The sequence below is a fragment of the Brevibacterium sp. LS14 genome (assembly GCF_012027885.1).
Taxonomy (GTDB): Bacteria; Actinomycetota; Actinomycetes; order Actinomycetales; family Brevibacteriaceae; genus Brevibacterium; species Brevibacterium casei.
In genome coordinates this window covers 1-22,464 of the sequence record NZ_SJXG01000034.1, presented here as the reverse complement: position 1 = coordinate 22,464, position 22,464 = coordinate 1, and the positions used below count along the sequence as shown (strand labels likewise).

The following is a 22,464-nucleotide window of genomic DNA, read 5'->3' as shown; positions in this document are numbered from 1 at the left end:
TGTCCAACGTTCTCAGGCGATTGCGGCACTTGACACCGGACACGGGCTTCTTCCATTCATAATGGACCTGTGACCGTCATGTCCGAGAATTCCAGCGCGCACACCACTCCCCACGTCTTCGTCACCAGGGGCGATCTCACCCACGTCGCCTGCGACGCCTGGATGGTGTCAACAGACCGGACTCTCAACGTCCTCCCGCACTGGACCAAAGGCAATGACGCCCTCCAACGCGCGATCGCAGAATTCGACGATCGGCGATTCCGCTACGGCAAAGTCCATGCATCGGCGCCAGCGTCCTGGAACTCACTCACTCCCCTGCCGATCTTCACAGCCGTACCGATCTTCGGCTTCACCGAGACCGCAGAGTTCGTCGGCATCATCGACGACTTCGCACGAGTCGCGGTCGAAACACTGGCTGCGCTTGAGGTGACAACGAAACGCCCTCTCCCATTGCTCGCCATGCCGATCATCGGCTCGGGCGGAGGTGGCGGCGCTGGAGTCATCGGGGACCTCATCCGAACCGTGATCGAGGCTGCCGAACTGGCCGCACACCGCCGCGGCGTCGACATTGTCATTGTGGTTCGCGATGCCTCGCAGATCGGTCTCGCGCAACGAATTCGACGGGGTGACCGACAGGAGCGCTGGTCGGAACTCAGCCCTGCAGTTCGCGCTGCAGCCGAAGAGCTCGCTCACGACTGCCTCGCCGGCAACGTCGTACCATTCCTCGGCGCGGGAATCAGTATGTCTGCTGGCGCCCCATCATGGGAGAGTCTTGTCGCCGACCTATCCTCGGCGGTCGCTAGGCAGCTGACTGTGGCGGAGAAGACCAGCCTCGCGAAGAAGAACGTGCTCGATCAGGCCGAGATCCTCAAAAATCTGTACGACAGTACCGAGTCATTCAATGCAACCGTCGCAAAACTCGTGAACAGGCAATCGTACGGACTCGCTCCGACGCTCATCGCCAACCTCCCCCTCGAGCAGGCGATCACACTCAACTACGACGAGCTCTTCGAGATCGCCAGCAATGACGCAGGTCAACCGTGCGCCGTCATACCAGGAGACGAAGCACCCGATGCCCACCGTTGGCTGCTGAAGATGCACGGCAATGTCGCGGACGAGTCAACGATCGTGCTCACCCGCACCGACTACCTCGGCTTCGACGCCAACCGGAACGTCCTCGCAGCCCTCGTCAAAGCCAGCCTCGTCACGAAACGCCTGGTATTCATCGGATTCGGCCTCGGAGACGACCACTTCCATCAGATCCTCCACGACGTTCGACAGATGTCACCGGAGTCCATCGCACGACGGGCCCTGGCATTGACACTCAGCGACGACTCGTTGGAACGCAAAGCGTGGAAGAACAAGATCACACTCCAGCCGATGACCCCAGAAGGCACCGATATCGCCATGGCTGGTCGGGTGCTTGAGATCTTCCTCGACTATCTGCTCATGCTCTCGACCGACAGTCGTGAATACCTCTTGGACCCTGCGTACGCTTCACAACTCACACCGTCCGAGCGCCGTCTCAAAGACATCATCTCGCAATTGCATGCTCTGAGAGACGACGCGGATGACCCGTCGATCGACGCAGCAGTTGAAGCCATTCGCGGATTCGGCCAGTCGGGCTGAGAAGCTCGAACCGATCTCACCGGTGGCGATAGAGCTGGGCCGGCTTCCCCACCGTGCCGTGCTCCAAACGCCCGGTGCTTTCCAGATGCGGCACCATTGCGCGCCGGAACGTGTCCTTCTGAGCCGTGCCTTTGTCGACAGCAGAGTGCAGCCGGTGCAGATCGAGCACGGTGAAGGCATCTCCCAGCAGCCGCCCCGGATCCGGACGCTCGGAATACGCCTCCCGCAAAGCCCCCACCGCCTCGGCGATGATGATGTCGTGGTCGAACGCCAAGCCGACGGCCGAATCGACGGGGATGACATCGATATCGGTCAGCTGCGCCTCCGGCAGCGCGATCATGTGTGCGACGGACAGGACTCGGCCCCGATCATCACGATCGATCGCATCGAAGGTCCGCAGCTGACGTGGAGCCACTCCCCTCAAGCCCACGCGCTGGTGCAGTGACCGCTCCACCGCCTCGGCGAGAAGCTCTCCGTCGTGAAGAAAGGTGCCTGGCAGCCGCCGTCGGCCATCTCTCTCAACGACAGCAACACCCAGAACATCATCCTTCACCGTGAGTACCGCGGTATCGACAGCCACCGACGGCCGCGGATAGTCGGTGAGTCGCTTGCCGTGTTCATCGGTCCAGTCAGCCATGTTTACATTAAAGCAACTCTGCGCTAATCTGTCATCAGTTAGCGCACTTTCGCTCTAACTGGGCGTTCGAGAACGCGAACGCACCACCTCGACTGTGAGAACGAAGGACGGTTGACGATGAGAACTGGACGCTTGGACCGCGCTGCCGGCGTGATGGTAGGACTGGCCTGCGGCGACGCCCTAGGCGCCGCCTACGAATTCGGTGGCCCCTATTCTGCGGACATGCCCGTGGAGATGAAGGGCGGCGGTGCTTTCGGTTGGGAACCCGGCGAGTGGACCGATGACACGTCCATGGCGATTCCCCTGCTCGAGCTCATCGCGTCAGGTGAACGCCCACGGGGCTACAAGCTGCGCTCTGCGGTGAAACGGTGGATCGAGTGGATGGAGGACGCCAAAGACGTCGGCACCCAGACATCCGCGGTCCTCAGCGAGGCTAAGCTCGCTTCCAATGGCGACTTCTACGAACTTGATTCCGCCGCTGGCGCGGCTGCCAAGAAATATCAACGCCAGCATCCCAATGCAGCCGGGAACGGCTCACTCATGCGCACCGCCCCTTACGGACTGGTGGGGCAGGACCTCCGCTACATTGCGGTCACTGCCGCCGGTCAGAGCAAGCTCACCCACCCGCACGACGATGCGACCACCGCCTGCGCCATCTGGTCAGCCGCGATCGGGCATGCAGTCGATACAGGGGAACTCGACGTTCGGGTCGGACTGCGTGCGAGCGTATCTGAGTCCGGGCAAGGCGAGCTCTTTGCTCTGTGGGAATCCAGGATCGAGGAGGCAGAGAGTTTCCGGCCCGAGCATTTCACTAAGAACGGCTGGGTCGTCCAGGCCCTGCAGGGTGCGTGGTCGGCGATCGTGCACTCCGGGGACCGTGCCGCGAACGATCCTGACCACGTCCGTCGAGCCTTGCAGATGGCGGTGCGAGGCGGCGGAGACACCGATACCGTCGCCGCCATCGCCGGCGGCCTGATCGGTGCCGCTTACGGGGTGAGCGCGATTCCGTTGGGTTGGAAGCGACGGATTCACGGGTGGCCAGGGTGGCGGTCGGAAGAACTGGTCGAACATGCGGTGACCGCCCAACGCATATGGTCCGAGACGGGAGCGGCTGATCTACGCGCGTGGCCAGCGATCGATCGCCTCGACTATTCAGGCTGGCGGAGAACTGAAACCTGCGTTCGACACCCTCATGACAGCGGCGTCTATCTGGGCGGGTTCGGCGTCCTCGACAGGCTCCCGGAGGACGTCGACGCTGTCGTCTCCCTGTGTCGGATCGGCCGCAGGCAGATTCCCGATTCCGTTCCCCGAGAGGATCGGGTCGCCGTCTGGCTGATCGATTCGGATGACCCTGACGACAATCAGCATCTCGATTTCGTCCTCACCGAGGCGGCCGACATGGTGGCGGAGTTGAGGGGTGAAGGAAAGACCGTGCTCGTTCACTGTGTCCAGGCCCATAGTCGAACTCCTACGGTCGGTGCCCTGTATTCCGTGCGGCACTTGGGAATGAGCGCCGAGGCAGCGGTGCGTGACGTCGTCAGTGCCCTGCCCGATGCCCGTCCCAACTCCGCCTTCAGTTCGGCGATCCGTCGCATTGCCGAGGAAAGGTTCTCAGATGTCTGATGAACCCTTGATCGCCGGCGAGGAGGAGGCCGGCAACTTCGTCATCACCAATATGGGCTCGAAGTACGATCTCGACGCCAGCTTCCGCACAGACGACGACTACCTCGCTCGGGGACCGTTCAAGGTCCACTCCCCGGATACCTCCGAATGGCGCTGGGGGTACAGGCTCGAACAGGTCGGAGATCACCTCGTCTTCCAAGACGGCACCGCTTTCGGCCGCACGATCATGACCGACTCCGTCAGCATTCGCGGGAGCGACGACGGTTCGATCATCTGGATGTATGGGCCCGAAGGCAGCAGGCTCACGGTGCTCACGCTCACTGCTGCGACGTTCGAGGACTACCGGAAGGCGATTCCAGTCGGAATCGCCGTCGCCTCCTTCGACGATGGGGCCCGTGTGGTGATGGCCGAGCTTGAGACGAAGCGTCGAGCCAGATTCGGTCTCGACTTCGACCCAGTGCTGACCAATCGGCTCGGATTGGTCTTCCGGAACGACTCTGATGTGACGACGATCGGTCTGTACCATTTCGGTCCGGGTGGACGGACCCTGAAACGAGTCGACGCCAAGTGGATCGGCTGTGATTTCACGAGCGAATCGTGGCGCCTGCGCGAGGACGACGATGCCCTTCTCTCGCCATTCCTCGACTCCGGCGTGGCCGCCTACGACACGGCAACGAAGCATGACGGTTCCGCCGTCCCCTTCCACAAACTCGGCCAGTTCGCCTTCCCCCGCTTCGACATCGACGGACCTGAGGACTGGGGTGAACTGTTCGACGAGTGGGACATCGTCTCGTGACAGCAGTCGGTCGTCGAGATGACGTAACTTTGACTCAACACCTGGTCCACTGCCTCAATGCGAAGGAAATACGCGTGTCCACAAACGCAGTTCTCGGCACAGTTGTCGACCTCCTCTCATCCCGACTGCCGGCCTACATCGAATCAGTGCTCAATCCGCTCCTCGGCGGTGTCGAATGGCCTGTTCTGCTCACAGAACTCGACCGCGCCAAGGGAAAGATGCCGAAGACCTACTCGCCCACCGACTTGCAGGCACAATTACGCGTCATGACCGAGCGTCTGGGTCCGTTCCAGTATCCGTTCTCCGACCCCACCCGTCAGATTTCGACGCTGGCGAGCGAACTTCGAGTCACACGCAACCGTTGGGCACACAATGAGTCGAGTGACTGGTTCGATGTCTTCCGTGCCGCCGACACAGCTTTCCGGCTGTTCTCCTTCATCGACGATTCCTCAGGTCGGGATCGTGCCGAAGAGATCAGGCGCATGGCTCTCCTCGAGCTCACTTCAGCGTTGAAGCTGCCGGGCTCGGACGAGTCCGTCCGCCGCGACGCTGAACGTGTCGCCGAGTCGCCTGACGATGCTGACCCCACGATCGTTCCAGCGGACTCGATGACCCACCGAACGAACCCGGACACACCCCTGTTGGGCAACGACCGTTTGCCGTTCGAACCGTGGACGGTCACGGTCATCGGAGATCGCAGCGTCCTTGACGCTCTGCCGAAGAAGTGGGCGAAAGAACGGGTGCGGGCACTCATCGCGGAGATCGTCGACGCGGAGGGACCGATTCTCGACGACCGACTCGCCACTCTCGTGCTGCGATCGTTCGGGATGGAGAGGACTGCCCCCGCCCGAAAGAAGAAGATCATCTACCAGGCATCGGTGTCGGGCTTCCATATCGACAAGGCGAAGTTCCTCTGGCCTTCAGACATCGACCCTGAGAACTGGTCGGAGTTCCGCCCGAACGATGGCACCGTCGATCGCCCATTCACCGAGATCAGTCCCCGGGAAGTCGGCAATGCCGCTATCGAAGTTGCGGAGCAGAACGGTCGGATAGCACGGTCTGAATTCGATGCACAGGTTCTCGCGACATTCGGTCGCAGACGTCGATCGAAAGCATTCCTCAAGCATTTGGAAGCTGGATACGATCTCGCTGGCACCAGCGGACGTTTGGCCTTTGACTCGGAAGTCGCGTGGAATCCTGCGGGGCGATCAGGCCGGGGTTGAGACCAGATATGAGCTAACTCAGGTCGACCCCGCCATTCCGGGAAAGGACGAAACGTGAACGTTGACGACCGACTGATCTACCTGCAGTCCTGGTGGGTAGCGTCCGAGTTCCTCCGCCGACACCCGGAATTCGACTTGTTCGAGACCCACCCCGGAGGAGGACAGTACGACTGCCTGACGATCCTTGGCCCCCGCGGGGCGACTGGTCCGGTACATATTGATCTCAACCGCAAGGGCCGCATACACATCCACAGCGGAATCGCACCGAACTTCGATGCAGACTTGTGGGAGCTCAGGCTGCCGATGGAGTGGTCGTCCGAAACCAACCAGCGCAACCGACGAAAGCTGCCATTGTTCCTCGAAGCTGCAGTGGGCCTGTCCGTGCCGCAGCAGACCCCTGTAACTACTCCGAAAACGCTGATCTTCCGCGTGATCTACCAGCTCCTTCTCTTCGCCTTGAACGAACCTGAGAATTGGGAAGCTCACAATGCGCAATTCGACTCGAGCGGTATGGACTGGGATTGGGACCCGAACTATTTCGCCCAGATTCCCTCTGCCAGATCAGCGTTGAACGACGATGCGAACCCCGACAATCGGCAAGCATGCTTCTGGGGCGTACTGAGAGACGGTCGTTGTCTGGCCCTCCTGCAGGAGAACGGGATGCTCCATCGTCCCGATGCCCGACCGATGAGCGTGATGACCATCTATGACGCCGAGCACCGTGGCATCCTCAAAGCCTCCCTCGAGGTCAGACAGCTCATCACTGGCCAGAAGTAACTATAGACAGCCCACTCACCTCGACCACCGATCCCAACAGAGGTAGGTGAACCAGTGTCCGCGCAGGAGCAGCGCCCGTAGTGGCCGCCAGCGCCTCACCGTAGACCTTGAGCTGACCCAGGTAGTTGTCCCGAATATGTTCGAAAGGGTCGACGCCCGGGTACGACTTGTGGTCGATGAGGACGTGTCCGCCGGAGGCCAGTACCACTCGGGTGTCGATCCAGCCTTCCATCACCTGTCCCGCATCATTGCGCCATGCGATCGGCTGCTCGGTGAGCACCTCGGCGCCGGGAAACTCCGACTCCAACCACCCAATCCAGCGGCGACCGAGCTCCATCAACGTCTCGGCCGAAATCGCCCCCTCGGCTCCCCATCGACTGGTGATCCGCTCAGCTGCCGCTTGCAGACTCGCGGGGTCGAGCGAATCCAGAGGAAGACCGAGGTACGCGTGCACGGCATCCCCGACGCGATCCCAGTTCTGCCCTCCCCGTTCCACCAATGGACTGCCGAGATCGGCGATCTCAGTCAGCTGCGCGTCCATCCCTGTGGAGTCGACGCCGCTCGCAGTGAAGTGCGCGGGCACCCGTTCCACAGTGCTGTCGTCGGGTCGCCGCCGGGGGATATCGGATCGGGCATAGAAAGATCGACGCTCTTCACCCCTGTTGGACTCTCCGACCTCGTCCGGCAGTGAGTAGGCACAGATCCGGGTGCGAAGGGTCGTCCACCTCGGCGATTCAGGGTCCTCGTCCCGAACGCGCAGATCCGCGATCCGCATTTCCCCCACATCGGCCGCCGACACAGTCGTTTCGGTCGAGCTCTGCGGTACGTCCCACGACAAGAGATCCGTGCCCATTGAGGCGTTGAGTATGTTGTTCGCACCGTCGGGATAGCCGAAGGCCATGATGCTGTGCGACTCCGCTCGGGTGAGGGCGACGTAGAGCAGACGGGCCGTCTCGCGGTCTTCGGCCTCAGCTCCCTCGCGGACTACATCGCACCGTCCCAGTGCTTCTCTGAGCGGACCGAAGCCTTTGAGCACTCGAGGCAAGAGTCGGAGAGTTCGATTTGCCACCGGGTGGAGCGCGTCGAACTCCCCGTCGGTCGCCACATTCACAACACGATGATCAAATGTCTTGGCGATCGGGATTCCGGTGATGACGACAGGCCATTGCAGGCCCTTCGACTGGTGCATCGTGGTGACGAGGACGGCCCCTTGCGCGGTCGATTGTTCGTGCTGTGCAGCAGCCTCGGCGAGATGTCTGAGCAGTCCCGCTGGTGTACTGGGGCTCCGGGTCTGCTGGGCCGCATCGTCGAACTCGACGGCGATCTGACTGAGGGCGTCCAGTGTTCCCAATCGGGATTCGGGCGACGACCAGGCCTTGATTCTCTGCGGCAGGTCGAGCGCATCGATGACTTCGTGCAGAAGATCCACCGGGGTGCACTGAGCGGCACGCGGACGCAAGGCGGCGAGCGCAGCCAACGAGGGATCGTCCCACCACGTGCGCACATGTGCCCGACGTTCATCGGGATCGCTGATGTGCACGGCCTCGTCGAACCACGAATCGTGACTGCCGTGATCGGTCATCAGCGTGACGAGTTCGACGAGCGCTACCCCGTCATTCTCGTCGACGAGGGCCGACAGGCCAGCGGCGACGAACTGCCCTTCCCTGGTCTCGAGCAGGTTGGTCGTCGACCCCACCGCCGGGATCCCCCGAGCCTTGAGCTCACCGACCACACGGTCGACTTGCGAGTTGGTGCGCACGAGGATCGCGACGTCGCCCGCTTCCACCGACCGGTCCGGGAGCTGAGGTGCCCGGCCGAGGAAGTCGACCACGCCTTGGGCGATCGTTTTGACCATGCGCGAGTCCGCCGCTGTGTCTTTGCCCTTGTCGGTGTCGGGCACCCACAGTTCACGACCTCCGTACGAACGCAGATGGTCTCGAGCCGGTGGAACGGTCAGAACGATGTCATCGACTTCGTCATGTCTGAACACAGAACGGAATATCGTGTTCGACAGTTCCAACGGTGGCTCACTTGATCGCCACGACTGACTAAGGTTCTCTCGTGTCGCCTTGCCGAGATCGGTTGTGCCGTCGGTTAGAGCGTCGAAGACCCGGTTCATCAGCTCGGGGTCGGCGCCCCGGAAACCGTAGATCGACTGCTTGCGATCGCCGACCCAGATGACTTCATCGACGAGCTCGGCGAGTTCCATGAAGATCGCCAGCTGAATGGGTGAGGAGTCCTGGAACTCGTCCACGGCGAGCAGACGGTAGCGCGAGGAGATCGACCGTCGAACCCGATCGTTCGTCTCGAGCAGCTCAAGAGCACGGACTTCCTGATCGACGAAGTCCATCACCCCCAAACGATCCTTGTACTCCTCGTATGCGTCGAGAGCCGTGATCGCCGTTGAGATGACCAGGTCGATGAGTGCACTGACATCGCGGTGAAACGCTCCATTGGCGAGCAGCTCCTCCCCCACCATTTTCGCGCTCGAGGACATGAGCAGCTGCTTCGGAATCGTTCCCAACGGCTTTCCCCCGGGGGCCGTTGGGAACTTCATGTCGGCAGCCTTCGCCCACGTCGACCATGCGATGGTCGGAAACGGCTCGACCTCCTCGGCGCTGGAATCGAGCTCACGAAGGAAGCGATCGAGCGTGATGATGCTGCCCTCGACATTGGCAGCACTGCGAGGCGATACGGTGATCCGTGGTTCTCCATCTGAATCGAGCGTCTCACCCTGGGCGTGGCGCAGTGCGGCTCGCAGCCCGTCGGTATCGCGTGCCAGCAGGTCTCGCCACTCCTGACGATGGTCGGCACGGGGAGCCGGAAGAGACTCGAGGAAGAGTTCGCGGGAGGCAGCTGCGGATCGTTGCAGTTCCGCGACGTCGATGCGATTCGTTCTCGCCGCCACGACGACGTCCTTGACCAGGTCGGACAAGACTTCCGGTCCCTGACCGAAGCCAGTGGGTTCGCCCGGGGAACCGTTGTGCCCCGTGCGCATGAGCAGGTCGCGATGGGTGACCTGCGCTTCCGCGATGACGTCGTCAAGGGCGGCGTTGAAGACTTCCGCCTGTTCAGTCTCATCGAGAACGCGGAGCTGCGGAGAGTACCCGGCATCGATGGCGTAGTCCGTGACGATGCGTCCTGCCACCGAATTGACGGTGCCGATGAGAGCTGTGGCGATCTCTTCCGCAGCGACCGTGTTGCCGTCGTCGAGGAGCCGTCGCTGAGTCTTGTCGACAAGGTCAGCAGCCGCTCGAACGGTGAATGTCGTGGCGATGACCTCACTGGCTTTGACTCCGGTGCCATCCTCGGAGCCGGCGAGTTTCTCCGACAGGACTTCGGTGAGCCGATAGGTCTTTCCCGACCCCGCCGAGGCGGTGATGACGCTGATACTCATGAGTGGTCCCCCGCGATGCCGTAGATGAGGTTGAATTCGCTGTATGCCTGGGGTTTGTCCACGAAGAGCAGACCTTCGTCGATCGCCCCGGCTCGCAGCTCTTTCAACCGATCAGTGAGTGCTTTCGACGACTCACCCGGAGTCAGATGCAGCTGCGCATAAGCGTCGGCGATCGGGGCGTCGAAACGGCCGGAGGCAATCCGACCGAGTGCGTGCTCGACCGCACGCTGAATCCTCGGCCACAGTGCTGCAGGATTTCCGCCAAGGCTGCCCTCGGCTTCATCGTCATCGCTGATTCCACCGCCTGTGAAGTCTGGATCGAGGCCGGAATCCGCGGAGACGAATCTTCCCTGTTTGAGGAGGTAGTAAGCGGTGAGCGCACCTTGCGCTTCAGAACTGTCTGGCTTGTGGGTATAGATGCTCAACTGCACTGCTTCCCCATCGTCGACCATCGTCCGGAACCTCCCGGCGGAATTTGCCCACTTGAGGTCGATCACTGCGGGGCGTCCATCGGCGAGCTCGCCATCGAGGTCGCGCAGACCTATGAGGTCCACCGTCTTCGTAACGCCGTTGAGGCTCAGCGTCCACGGGTGACTGAATTCTGTCTCGGCGGCGGTGAGCGTGATCCCTCTCTGCCTCAGGCTTGCGAACATCTGTGTGAGAGACCCGACCGTCGTGGCGCGGATCGATTCTGTGCGGGCGCTTGAACCCGGCAGCAGCAGCTCGGCGGCGAACCGTGGGGCGAGATCGTCGAAAGCCGTGCGTATCTCTGCAGTTGTAGGCGTTGTGATGCCGGTGGCTTCGCCATGGCGCACCAACCGCTCGACCACAGCGTGGACGAACGTGCCGATCATGCGATTCCCGGTAGGCACTTCGGAGACGAATCCTCGTTCGAGACCGATGCCCTTCTCCAAGGTCCAGGCCAAGGGATCGCTGAGAAGCCGCTCGATCTGCGTGAAGGACAACCGGTCAGGCAGCAGATGGACGAAGTCGCCGTGGATCTCCCGAGACACGGTGGTCGGTGGGATGGCGCCTTCGGACTTCACCTCGGCGGTGGTGGTGACGGCCGAGTTGAGCTGCCACTGGTTGCCCTCGGTCAGACGATGAACCGGCCGGGACACCGTCGGATGGTCGAAGACACCATCGACTGCTCTGGTTCCGAAGCGCTCAGGTGCTTCGGCGGCCATCACCTCGGCGAGGCGGGTGAGGCTGGGATTGAGGGAGACCTCAGTGCCGTTGATGCGTTCAGGAACGAAGCTGATGAGAGTGGTCGGGCCGCGAAGCGCTCGGAGGGTTGCGGCTTGGTGCAGACTCTCCCGGGCTGCGGCCGAGGACACGATCGCACCAGCGTGCGCCAAAGCTGTGGTTTCGGCAGGATCCCAGAGCTCGGCTTCAGCTCCTGCGCTGCGATGGGCAGACCACCACAGCACGGTGTCGGTTCCGGTTGGGATCTGCGCGGGGTCGGTCACGACGGTCCACTGGGCGGCCTGTGTTCCGGTCGTTGCTGACGGCGGTGCCGGCGCGCAGCTGTCGACGATGTCGAAAAGCTCTCTGACACGGATGACGTCCGCATCGAGCTCGGCGAGGGCTGCGCGAACAGAATCGACGTGTCCCGACGCGTCTGCCAGGAACGACTGAACATCCGCAAGCTGCTTCGCTGATTCCGCAGAGGTCGACGGCAGTCCATGGCGCAGTGCCAGAAGTCGTGCGCTCAGCCAGGTCAGGGCTGGTTCCAGGCTGCTCAGGTCGACCTGGTCATCGGAGATCAAGGGAGGTGCCGTTCTGAGGTACTTGTCGAGCTCACGGGCTGCCGGGTCGGGTTCCGGGTTGTTGAGGACGTCCATGGCGGACATCCATGCGGATTCGGGATCACCGGAAACACCTGGTTCCTGGGTCAGAGCAGTGAGCAGGGTCGTGGCGACCCGGTTGGGGACGAGGCGAATCGGGAACGACGAGTCGGGCCTCATTCCGATCTCGAAGGAAAGGAGTTCGGCGACTCGGCGAACGTCTGTGGGCGGGAGGACCGCGCTGAGGAACGCAGAGAGCAGTTGCGAGGCCGGGCTCTTCGCTGATGCGGATGGCATTCCGATGCTCGGCAGGCCGCGACGCTTGAGTTCCTCGTCAAGGGTCGCCGTCGGGCCACCCGCCACGATGCACAGGCGGTCCGGATCGGAAGTGTTGGCGAGCCAACGGGCTGCTGCCTCGGCGATCGACCACTGCTCAACGCCACGAACGACGGTGAACGTCGCTGGAATGGAGTCCACGGACGAGGCTTCACCGACGGTGACTCCAGCAGTCTCCAGAGCAACCAGGATGTCCTGCCAAATCTGGGGAAGCGCTGATCTGTCATCGCGGAGTTCGATGGCTGTGATTCCGAGCGGCCAAGTACTGCCGGACTCACGGAGAAGCTCCAAGACTTCGCGCAGGTCGTCGGCTCGGCCTGGCGCAAGTGTCATGGGCTGATTTGAGCTCGCTTCAAGTCTGACAAGCGATTCGACGTCAGCGATTGCGTCCAGGCGCGGCTGGGAAGTGGTCGCGGCCCGGGGAGTCCATCCGGCTTCGATCGCATCGTCACGCAAGCGGAGCATGTAGGCGGCGGTGTTCCACGGGTCGACCTCGAAGGATGCCCGGTACCAGGGGTTGTTCGCCTCTTGCATCAGCGAGCGGTATTGGGCGATCCGTGTGGGCCGTGTTGCCGCGGGTCGAGTCGTGCCCAACCTGGTCTGGAGAACTCCCAACAGCCCCAGCGGCCCGGTGACCACCGTTGTCCCGCCGCCGCTGCCCGGCATCCACGGAGACTGGTCGAGGTTCCACCCGAAGACTATGCGCATCGCTGTCCCTTTCCGTGAACGGCCTGGTCACGACAGTAGTATCAAGTCAGCTGCTCGGCAAAGGCTCAGTGACTCGCAATTCAGGGTGTCGCATCGATCATCACCGACGTTGACCACGGATGACGTCACAGTTTCGTAATAGCATTCACAGCAACGAACGCTCTCAGACTGTGCCTGAACTGGTAGCGCACGTTCGAGCGAACGATGATCTCTTGGACAACGACGTTTATCGGGCCTGGAAGCGACTGCCCAGCCAGAGTTCTGGAGTCACATACAACTACCTGCTGATTCTCGCGGGCCTGCCTTCGGTCAAACCGGACCGAATGATCTTCCGTTTCCTCGCCCGAGCGCTCGGCGAGAGTGCAAAACTCGATACCAGACGCGCGGCAGAACTCATCACGAAGACGGCCGAGGAGATGAACGTCGACCCGCGGGCACTCGACCACATCGCGTGGAGAGCTGCCTCCGGTCGTGAGCTGGTCGATTGAAGATCAAGGACTGAGATCCCGATAGGCAAAGTCGTCCGCTAGGAAAGAACTTACGCCATGGTGGTCTGGTCCAGGGGCGCAAATGCAGCCCCGGAACTCGATTCGATTGCGATTACGTCTCATCTTGTTTGGCTGCGATTAAAGGTTGTCCGGGCCCGCTCTGATTGCGCCAGAATCGTCTGTGTCAGGACCGACTTCTAGTGTGATGTCCTACAACTCAGTGGAGGGATCACAATGGATGCTCGAGCGGACAGTCCATCGCCAATGCCAGTCCCCGAATTGCCATTGCGCTTCTCGGAGGGCCGACATGTTTCCGCCTTGGCTGTCGACGTCGAACCCCTAGCAAGCGGCAACCGGGCCGAACACATGGCGCCCGACAACCGGCGCGACCCCTTCGTCGCCACGGTCTCCTCGTGCTCCAGTTCGGAAGTCAACCCGTACCTGTGGGAATGGCAGGCCGAATCACTCGATGCGTGGCATCAAGCGGATTGCCGTGGCGTCATTGAGGCGGTCACCGGATCGGGTAAGACGATGATCGGCATCACTGCCGCGTTTGAGGCGTTTCGCCAGGGCATCAAAGTTCTGGTGCTCGTACCGACAGCAGAGTTGCAGGCGCAGTGGCAGAGGCGTCTCCTCGAGACTCTTCCCCAAGCAACGGTCGGCACCTTGGGCAATGGTCGACACGATTCTCTGGGCGCGTGCGACATCCTCGTAGCGATCATCAACTCTGCGACGCGTGAGTCTCTACTTAACGTTCACTCCGAGGGACTGCTCATCGCAGACGAGTGCCACCGTTACGCTGCTCCGACCTTTGCGAAGGCTCTCCATGCCAACTTCAAGTACAGGCTGGGGCTGACCGCGACATACCGGCGCCCGGACAACGCGGATGCAGAAGTACTCGACCCGTACTTCGGGGGTGTCGTGTTCCAAATGTGGTACGACCGCGCCCTCTCGGACGGAGTGATAGCCGAATTCGACGTGGCATTCGTCGGGGTGAAGTTGACCGACGCAGAGCGGGCCGAATACCAAGCAGCCAGCGCATCAGTGAGCAAGTTGGGTATGTCGCTGAAGACCAAACTCGAGCTTCAGCATGCTCCGTATGAGAAATTCGCTCGGGCGGTTCAGCGCCTTGCAGCACGGAAGAACGACCAATCACCGGTCGCCTTCATGGCGAGGAAGTATCTCGAAGCGGTCGTCAAGCGTCAGAAGGTGCTCACCAATGCAAAGCACAAACTGGAGGTCCTAAAGGGAATTGCCCCCGTGATCGATGAGTCTCGGGGAACCATCGTATTCTCGCAGACCGTCGATTCCTCGACTCGCGCTACGGATGTCCTCATGAGCAAGGGCATAGAGACTCTCGCAGTCTCGTCAGAGTCAAAACCATACGAACGACGCGGGGCCTTGCAGCTGTTTGCAAGCGGAATCGCGAAGGCACTCTGTGCCCCTCGGATCCTCGACGAAGGCATCGACGTTCCCGATTCCGACCTGGCTGTGGTCCTGTCTGGAAGCAAGCAACCACGGCAGACGGTCCAACGCCTTGGGCGCGTGATCCGACGGAAGAAGGACGGCCGCCACGGTCGTTTCGTCGTGTTGTTTGCTACGAACACCATCGAAGACGAAGAACGCAATTGGGACCAGCAGTTCGGGTCGATGCTGCCCCACGCGCGGCGAATCGCTGAGTTCCACGAAACTCAGCAACGGGAACTGCGCCGCTTCTTACGCGGCAGTCCGGACGACCGCCCGAATGCGGACGATGCAGACAAAGTCGGATCGCCGACCCCCGCGCAACTGCTTATTCCATTCGAACCCTCCGGATCAGAGAATGCGTCTGACGGTGTGGTGACACCGGAGATTCCGCGAACCATTCCTCACAATCAATCGTCGGTCGTCCTGTTGAAAGACGAGGACGATGAGCCTCTCGAACAGTTGAGTTGGCTTCCAGAGACTGATGACTTGGTCAAGGTTTATCTCAACCAGATTGCGCAATATTCACTTCTCAGCGCAGAGCAGGAAGTCGAATGTGCGATGCGCATTGAAGCGGGCCTCTTCGCGAAATACTTGCATGACCTGGGTAAGTACTCGACGCGCAGGGAACGCCACGACCTGGAGGGAGTCGTTGCCGACGGAGACGCGGCATTTGACCAAATGGTCTGCGCGAATCTGCGACTCGTCGTGTCTGTGGCCAAACGGTACAGCGGCCGGAAGATGGCGTTTCTCGACCTGATCCAGGATGGCAATCTAGGCCTCGTCAGAGCCGTGCAAAAGTTCGACTATACGAAGGGCAACAAGTTCTCGACGTACGCGATGTGGTGGATTCGCCAAAGCATCACCCGCGGATTGGCAGATTTCTCGAATACGATCCGCTTACCTGTCCACGTGGTTGAGACGCTGCCAGACTACTTGACTTGCAATGCAACTGAGGAGTCCAGGGCGGCGTGCTCCCACGATCACTCCCTGGCTGAATCGGCTTTGCGCATGCAACCACTCTCGCTCGAGAGCTATCTCGAAATGCAATGGAGCACGCACTACCGCGACAGCATTTCCACGATCGATGATCGTATCATCGACCCCAGCATGTTCACGGATGACCCGGAACAGGTTCTCGTTGAGACTGAGTGGGTGGCGAAGGTCAACCACCTGGTCGACACATTGCCAGAACGAGAGGCGGAGATCATCCGGCGGAGGTTCGGCTGGTATGACGACGAATTACAGACTCTGGATCTCATCGGTCAACACTTCAACGTGACTCGCGAAAGGATTCGACAGCTCGAGAAAAAGTCGCTTGAGCACCTATGTGAGATCGTCGAGGCTTCGGCGAAGCCAGTTGATCTTTCACGTTCGCACTCTGCAGTCCCGGAACGTGTGGGGTGAACGACGCTCCCTATGAGCCCGATCGGAACCGCGTTTGCCCCGGACGCGGTCTGAACCTTTCTCAAACGCAAACTCATGCCCTCATTCAACGGACTCGATCAGTGTCCCAAATCGGCGCTTGCAACCCTTTCCTTAGGAGCAATGAGGAACGCACGACCCAGTTCCACCAAGGTGAAGCGACTGGAGGACCGTTGGAGTTGGTTCATGCTTCGTGCGGCGCTGCTCATCAAGGATCGACGCCCCAAAGGGGTAGCCCCTGCTTCGTGGGAACGCTCTAGGCAACTAGAGCATAGTCAAGAGTCCAATTGTCCACTAGCAGGCAGCTGCTACGTTCGGATCGGTGCCCGTCACTTCCGAATCCGAGATGCCCAACCGGTTCATCAGCTCGGTCTCGACGCTACCTGGAACAACCACAGAGTCCTTGAGGTCAGTCTTTGACCTTAGCAACGCATCCAAGTTGACATCGAACGATTTCAAGGTTGGGTGTATTGCCAAGGGCAGATAAACGTGGACGGGCTTAGTCTGCCCGATCCGATAGATCCGATCTGTAGCTTGGGCTTCTTTCGCCGGATTCCAGTGACGTTCAAGATGAATAGCATGATTGGCTCCCACCACCGTGAGTCCCACACCGACAGCCAACGGCGACATGATGATGATGTTGAAGCCAGGCACGGACTCGAAGTCCCTGATGATGGTTTTTCGCGACTCCTGGGACTTCGCCGCACTGGACGTCACTGCCTTCGTCTCGCCGTTCACGATGCGAGGGGAGAAACCATAACGCTCGTGAAGCCAGACGGCCACTCGCGCTTGAACAGCTTTGCTGATGACGAAGATGATGACCTTCTCTTCTGCATCACGGATGTCATCCAGCACTTTCAACATACCGGTTGCTCGCGCCGAATAGCCGATCTCCCATGCCGCGCCCGACTCGGGAATAGTCGCCGGATGCAGGCTGACGTTGCGGAGTCGTTGGATCGTTTCAAGTGCACCACCTTTGCGGGGACGATGCATCTTAAGCACTCGATCATAGAAGGTTCGTTGAATTTCCGGCATCTCGGTTGAAAGCCTTGAATCGAACTTGGAATGAGAAGTCAGCTCGCTGGCGTCCGTTTCTGACTCCAGGCCAGTGTGAACCGTTTTCGAAGGAAGCCCGGAAATTGTGTCTTCCTTTGTCCGCCTCAGCATGAATCGACCGATCTGATCGCGGAGCTCTGCTCCGCGCTTCTGCTGTTCATCAGAAGACAAAGTGTCGGCAGTCTTCACCCACCGCTCACGGAAGTCGCTCCAGCTGCCCAACAGGTCAGGTTGAGCAGTATCCAACAGATTCCAGATGTCCTGCAGCGAGTTCTCAATTGGGGTGCCGGTACAGAGCAGCTTGAAGTCAGCCTTCAAACCCTTTGCCGCCCTGGAGGTCAGGATCTCCGGATTCTTGATCTGCTGCGCCTCGTCAAACACGATGGCACCCCAATCCACCTGTGCCAACGAAAGTTGGAAGCGGCCGAGGTTCTGGTAAGTAGTGAGTACCAGACGCTCCGGCATATCCAACCGTCGGTCCTTCTGAGATTCGCCAACACGCAAAGACAATCGGATAGCGTCGTCTCGCAACATCCCGTGTGCGTCGATCGACCCCACCGAGGCCTTCGATTCTGCTCCTCGACCATGGATCTTGTATTTGTCCTGGTCACGAGAATTCTGTAGAACTACGACGTCTTTGAATGGAACATCGTCAAATGCATTTCGGAGTTCGTCCTCCCAATTTTCAATGAGCGATAGTGGAAGGACTGCAAGAATCGGTTTGGCTGCGCCTGTCAGTCGACGTTGCCGAAGTGTGAAGTCTCGAAGCGCCACTAAGGTCATGAACGTCTTTCCAAGACCCATATCATCGGCCAACAAGCCACCCTGGACCCTGGTCTCAGATGTCCGGGTTTCCAGTGAAGCAGCCATCATGCCGGCCGCCCAGGCGATGCCCTTGCATTGGTGCGGGAAGGGTGTGAAATTCAGGCCAGACAGGTCAGGCTTGTACCCCGTGGCTGCGAGGTCTGACAGTCGTCGCAATTCGTCAGAGCGATCGTGACTTTCGGAAATGTACATTCCGACCTGGACCGAATCTTTTGGTTCTGCCGCCGGGGCTTTCACATCCGAAGTCGCCGAGATCTTGCGTTCAGCTTCTGAGAGTGCATCCTCCGTCTTATTCTCATCCGAGATATCGATGATCTTCTCGTCGTATGTGATCGTTGACTGATCGTGACGCCGGGCGGCTGCAACCTTGTCCCTCACATCGCCGAGTTCCTGTTCAGTGTCGACAATTCCCGCCAATGCTTTGGGCTCGAGAATAATTGCAGCAGCAGTCAACCAATCGATTCCCGATTCTTGCGCATCTGCGAAAGACATCGGGACGATTGCGCCGATGCCTTCAACTCGCACCCCGAAGCTGATATCGAGATCGACAAGCGAAGGATCCAGGAACTCACCAGGTGATTCCAGGAAGATTTCACTTTGTCCAGCGGGAATCGTGCGGTTCCTCCGGATCTCCCGGACGCCCGCCTTCTGTCTCTCGTGCAGCACAACGAGCCGCTCGTCAATCCGGAGAACATCGCTGTTCTCAAGCTGATGTTCGCGTTCGATTACATCGACGTCAGAGATTCCATCGCCTAGGTCAGGACTGAGTTTCAGCGATCCGTCTGACTGCTGCGTTACGATAACGCCAACCTTCTCGGGAACTGAGGTCTGGTACTTCTCGAGGTGGCCCAGGTCGATCTCGAGGGGCCTCCCGGGAGACTCCCTGTGTGCTATCGACTTCGTTGCTTGAAGCCGAGCAACGAGAGCAACATTGACTGCTTCGGTACGCTCCGTGGGGGAGAGCGAACCATGTGCTTCGATCGCTTCAAGCACGTCAAACTCTGACGAGCTCAGCACGTACTCGTTCAGGCCGACCTTGATGACAGAGCCGCTGCGCTCAAAAGGTCCCTGTATGCCGTCAACAATCAACGACGGCAAAATGCTGAACCGAGTGCTGGTGGTATTGCCTATGACCTCTGTCCGAAGTGAACCTGAGAACCGAGGGGGGAGCCCTAGGAAGCTGGAGATCTCCGTATCAAGACGTGAAACAGCTCTTGCACCAATAGAGAATCCATTCGGAAGCCGAACTGCGTCACCCTGCTCCTCCAACAACCCCAGAACCGTGAACTGCTCTAGCCCGCGGCCGGATCCGCGTCCGGCCAAAAGCTCAGTCCACGTGCTCAGATCGGTGCGAAAATTCACACCGTACGAGTCGAAATCCGGTACAAGCTCGACCGAAACGTCACCACCGGTGCCATCAGGTGAAACACGTTCGCCGAGGATCCTTTTCAGAGTTTCGCGAAGGCTCAACTACAGTTCTCCTGGTTTTGAGGGTCGCCAATACTTCGGCCGAACCGGCAACGGTCTTTCGGCAGACACCTTCCGATAGGTCTCCGGGGACATCACCGCTTCTGGAGGAACGTACGTTCCGGAATGCTCTATAAACAGAAGGGCATCCGAAATCCATTTTTTATGCACGTTGTGGGTAAGGGCTCTGTGATCCTGGTGCTCTCTGCCGTGAGTCCTCAGCGCGTGAAGGAACTCAGGGCCCTGAATACGATCCCGTTTCCAATCAGCCAGCAATTCGGGTGGATCATCTTTGATGATCCACAATTTGAAGTTGTGGGATCCCTCGACTACGTGAAATCCACCGCAGTTCATATAAATTACCGCCGTTTCACCGTAGTTTCCTCCCACAAGCTGTGAAATATCCGTTCGTAATTCGCTGCCCATAATCGCGCGAATCGCCGACCGGGCCGAGGGACCAGCAAACAATCGGGTTTCGCGAACGAGATTCAATTCTAGCAACCCTTTTAGGAAGCGTTCCCTGTCGGGGAACATTCTCCCGAGGTCTGATTTGCCGTTCTTCTCTCCGAATATCTTGACTGCCTCGAGGAACAGCCTGATGTCTTCGCCTGATAGCCAGGTGATAATCCGACGCACGTTATCTTCTGGAATCCGTGACCACCAGGTGTTCCAGCGGACCGTTCCCCGCGCACGAGGTTCACCTGCGATATGCAGTATCGTTCCTTCCCATTCGCGGCTGGGAGCCTCAACTGGGACAGCTGTCATGGCTTCGATTACGAGGTGCCCAAAACGGAGACCTCCGGCTGTCGGCGCGTTCACCAGGTCGGAATCGCACAGTTCACGCAACCATGCGTGTGGCTTTCGGGGGTCTGCGGCGGTGATTCGGTCGAGATAGACTCGTTGACGAGTGAACTCCGCAAAGCGTCCAGCAGTAAAGTCGCCCAAACCAACCTCACGCATGACCGAGAGCAGGTCACAGTCTCTGTCCACGACCAACCGCGCCAGCTTCTCAGGTGCAGCAATACCCAGACATACCTCTGGATACTTTCGGAATGCACGAACCAGACCCGATTCTTGGACGTCCTTCTGTTCGGCGACACCACGCTGAAGAAGTTCTGCGGTTAATGCGAACAGCCCCTCATCCCAGATGTCCAACTGGTCGAAATATGTGAAGTACATGTTTGCCAGTGCAAAGACGAACAGCCTTGTCATACGGCCGTTCTCACAGACTGATTGAAGTATCGGCGTTCGCATTGTGCGTTCCGCGAGCGTGGGATCGCGTGCCCACAGCGACACGACTGCCCGGCAGATCTTGCGGTCTTCCAGCTCCGGGTGCCGTTCTGGATGCATGGAGTTCAGTAGGGCAACTGCGCGTCTACTCGTTTCTTCGTTGAACCCAGGGTTGTCGATCCGGTGGCTCATTTCCTGTGCCGTGGTCGCCAACTGATCCCAACTCGCGAGTTCGGCATCGTTCCAGTTGAGAATCACAGCCTTATTAGAAGGCCAGGTGAAATCGAACGCCATCAGCCTGTGACTTCTCGTTCAATGTCTTTCAAGGTATCGGAGTCAGCCCGGACGATCGTGAATCGGATGTCAATACGTCGGTTCGCGGCTGCGTCCTGTTCCGTGGACTGATCAATGCGCATCGGGCGAGTTTCGCCATACCCCGAGACGGAGAACAAAGGTTGACCATCTGGACCTTGCATCTTCGCAAGTTGGTTTTTCTCAGGGAGGTCGTCTTCCCAAAGATTCCATAGCGAGATTGCCCGAAAAGTCGACAGTCCCCAATTGCCAGTGCCTTCGAGACCCTCGAAGTTGGCGTTGTCGGTGTGTCCTTCGACGAAGACGGTATCAAGGAATTTGGAGCCGTTGTGCTTTTCGATGGCCTCAGCAACGACTGTGCCGATCGCCAGCGACGTGGGCCTGTACTGCCTCTTGATTTCGTAGGAACCCCTGTCGAACCCCAACAGTTCATTCGGGATACTGATGACCGATCCATTCTGGGCGACTATGACTTCGATTCCCTGTGACTCCAACTCGTCTTTTATCTCGAGGAGCATGTCCTTTCGAGTCGACTCCGCTTTGCTCATAGTGTCGATCTGTTCGCTCAAGTCGTCGGTCTGAGCTTTGAAGTCTTGTTGCGCTTGCAAGAGCTGGATTGCGAGGACAACGACAACGAGGATGAAGACGAAGAGAACCCCGGTCAGAACGTCCGTGAACGACGACCAGTAGTTGGTTTCTTTTGATTCGCTAGCTGAGTACTGCCTTGCGCGCGAAAGCACGATTCTTGCTCACCCCCTCAAGCTCGTCGACGACACCTTCAAGTGATTTGGCGATATCCAGCATGCTGGATGCATATTGAGTACTATGCTTGTTCCACACTTCCAAACGCTCGTCCGTCTGTGAACTCACGGCTTCGGCATACGCGGCCAGCCAGTCGGACATCTTCTTCGCGGTCTGCTCGATGCTGTCGGTGAGGCTAGTTTTCGCACCGTCCAGTGATTCGCCTAAACCAAGCAGAAACTCAGTTTGGTGTTCGCGCATTTCTTGGAATGAGACCTTCGCTTCGTTAGCCGCGGCCGCAAGCTTCTCCCCAGCCATGTTGGAATTGCTTGTCACCTGGTTGATAGCAGTCGAATGCTGCTCGAGGGATCGTAAGGACTGCGCTTGTTGTTGGCTCACTGTCTGGATGCTTGCGATTGCGTCCGACAGCTTGGACGTCACTGCCTGCGTGGTCGCGGTAAAACGGCTCATCGCAGTTGAGGGTGTAGTCGGGGTCTGAATCCGCCGGCCTCGAGTAGAGATCGGGCGATGTAGTGGGTGAGG

Annotated in this window: 14 protein-coding genes; 7 read left to right on the top strand and 7 right to left on the bottom strand. The window is 59.5% G+C overall.

Features of this window, described 5'->3' with window-relative positions:
* Positions 1–78: 78 nt before the first annotated feature.
* Positions 79–1,629: an SIR2 family protein gene (locus tag EZE58_RS04690; protein ID WP_240941145.1), complete on the top strand. Its 1,551-nt coding sequence runs from the start codon at positions 79–81 to the stop codon at positions 1,627–1,629.
* Between the two features lie 16 nt (positions 1,630–1,645).
* On the opposite strand, the gene EZE58_RS04685 is transcribed toward EZE58_RS04690, so the two are convergent.
* Entirely contained in the window at positions 1,646–2,266 is a 621-nt protein-coding gene (locus EZE58_RS04685) for an NUDIX hydrolase (RefSeq protein WP_167559977.1), read from the bottom strand.
* Positions 2,267–2,383: 117 nt separating this feature from the next.
* Here EZE58_RS04685 and EZE58_RS04680 point away from each other — a divergent pair, with 117 nt between their 5' ends.
* The 4 genes from EZE58_RS04680 (at position 2,384) to EZE58_RS04665 (ending at position 6,685) form a co-directional block, all read left to right on the top strand.
* A complete protein-coding gene (locus EZE58_RS04680; protein WP_167559975.1) occupies positions 2,384–3,889 on the top strand; it encodes an ADP-ribosylglycohydrolase family protein in 1,506 nt (501 codons plus the stop codon).
* Positions 3,882–4,685 carry a hypothetical protein gene (locus tag EZE58_RS04675; RefSeq protein WP_167559973.1) on the top strand — a complete coding sequence of 268 codons (804 nt, stop codon included), beginning with the start codon at positions 3,882–3,884 and terminating at the stop codon, positions 4,683–4,685. Before EZE58_RS04680 ends, EZE58_RS04675 begins: the two co-directional genes overlap by 8 nt.
* A 74-nt stretch (positions 4,686–4,759) precedes the next feature.
* Positions 4,760–5,908 (top strand): DUF3320 domain-containing protein, encoded by a 1,149-nt coding sequence (locus tag EZE58_RS04670; protein WP_167559971.1) that lies wholly within the window; start codon positions 4,760–4,762, stop codon positions 5,906–5,908.
* A gap of 54 nt (positions 5,909–5,962) precedes the next feature.
* A complete protein-coding gene (locus EZE58_RS04665; RefSeq protein ID WP_167559969.1) occupies positions 5,963–6,685 on the top strand; it encodes a hypothetical protein in 723 nt (240 codons plus the stop codon).
* Here the strand turns inward: EZE58_RS04665 and EZE58_RS04660 are convergent.
* Together EZE58_RS04660 and EZE58_RS04655 are read right to left on the bottom strand one after the other, a co-directional pair.
* Positions 6,669–10,082 (bottom strand): UvrD-helicase domain-containing protein, encoded by a 3,414-nt coding sequence (locus EZE58_RS04660; protein ID WP_167559967.1) that lies wholly within the window; start codon positions 10,080–10,082, stop codon positions 6,669–6,671. The two genes, EZE58_RS04665 and EZE58_RS04660, sit on opposite strands and share 17 nt — an antisense overlap.
* Positions 10,079–12,739, bottom strand: a complete 2,661-nt coding sequence (locus EZE58_RS04655) for a PD-(D/E)XK nuclease family protein (RefSeq protein WP_167559965.1) — start codon at positions 12,737–12,739, stop codon at positions 10,079–10,081. The genes EZE58_RS04660 and EZE58_RS04655 overlap by 4 nt, the downstream gene beginning before the upstream one ends.
* Before the next feature lie 386 nt (positions 12,740–13,125).
* Here EZE58_RS04655 and EZE58_RS04650 point away from each other — a divergent pair, with 386 nt between their 5' ends.
* Positions 13,126–13,401 carry a hypothetical protein gene (locus EZE58_RS04650; protein WP_167559963.1) on the top strand — a complete coding sequence of 92 codons (276 nt, stop codon included), beginning with the start codon at positions 13,126–13,128 and terminating at the stop codon, positions 13,399–13,401.
* A 318-nt stretch (positions 13,402–13,719) separates the two neighbouring features.
* Positions 13,720–16,272, top strand: coding sequence for a sigma-70 family RNA polymerase sigma factor (locus EZE58_RS04645; RefSeq protein ID WP_167559961.1), 2,553 nt, complete (start codon positions 13,720–13,722; stop codon positions 16,270–16,272).
* 312 nt (positions 16,273–16,584) lie between these two features.
* Here the strand turns inward: EZE58_RS04645 and EZE58_RS04640 are convergent, their stop codons facing one another.
* The 4 genes from EZE58_RS04640 to EZE58_RS04625 are packed head-to-tail and all read right to left on the bottom strand — an operon-like array spanning position 16,585 to position 22,392.
* Entirely contained in the window at positions 16,585–19,641 is a 3,057-nt protein-coding gene (locus tag EZE58_RS04640) for a DEAD/DEAH box helicase (RefSeq protein WP_167559959.1), read from the bottom strand.
* A complete protein-coding gene (locus tag EZE58_RS04635; protein ID WP_167559957.1) occupies positions 19,642–21,162 on the bottom strand; it encodes an EH signature domain-containing protein in 1,521 nt (506 codons plus the stop codon). It lies immediately after the preceding gene.
* On the bottom strand, positions 21,162–21,920 hold the full coding sequence (locus tag EZE58_RS04630; RefSeq protein WP_346773169.1) for an OmpA family protein: 759 nt from the start codon (positions 21,918–21,920) through the stop codon (positions 21,162–21,164). The genes EZE58_RS04635 and EZE58_RS04630 overlap by 1 nt, the downstream gene beginning before the upstream one ends.
* The gene (locus tag EZE58_RS04625; RefSeq protein WP_167559955.1) at positions 21,889–22,392 is read right to left on the bottom strand and encodes a hypothetical protein; all 504 of its coding nucleotides are present in this window, start codon (positions 22,390–22,392) and stop codon (positions 21,889–21,891) included. The genes EZE58_RS04630 and EZE58_RS04625 overlap by 32 nt, the downstream gene beginning before the upstream one ends.
* Positions 22,393–22,464: the final 72 nt, after the last annotated feature.

Coding starts and splice junctions, on each gene's coding strand:
- EZE58_RS04690 (WP_240941145.1), top strand. CDS start 79: ATGTCCGAGAATTCCAGCGCGCACACCACTCCCCACGTCTTCGTCACC.
- EZE58_RS04685 (WP_167559977.1), bottom strand. CDS start 2,266: ATGGCTGACTGGACCGATGAACACGGCAAGCGACTCACCGACTATCCG.
- EZE58_RS04680 (WP_167559975.1), top strand. CDS start 2,384: ATGAGAACTGGACGCTTGGACCGCGCTGCCGGCGTGATGGTAGGACTG.
- EZE58_RS04675 (WP_167559973.1), top strand. CDS start 3,882: ATGTCTGATGAACCCTTGATCGCCGGCGAGGAGGAGGCCGGCAACTTC.
- EZE58_RS04660 (WP_167559967.1), bottom strand. CDS start 10,082: ATGAGTATCAGCGTCATCACCGCCTCGGCGGGGTCGGGAAAGACCTAT.
- EZE58_RS04655 (WP_167559965.1), bottom strand. CDS start 12,739: ATGCAAGAGGCGAACAACCCCTGGTACCGGGCATCCTTCGAGGTCGAC.
- EZE58_RS04635 (WP_167559957.1), bottom strand. CDS start 21,162: ATGGCGTTCGATTTCACCTGGCCTTCTAATAAGGCTGTGATTCTCAAC.
- EZE58_RS04625 (WP_167559955.1), bottom strand. CDS start 22,392: ATGAGCCGTTTTACCGCGACCACGCAGGCAGTGACGTCCAAGCTGTCG.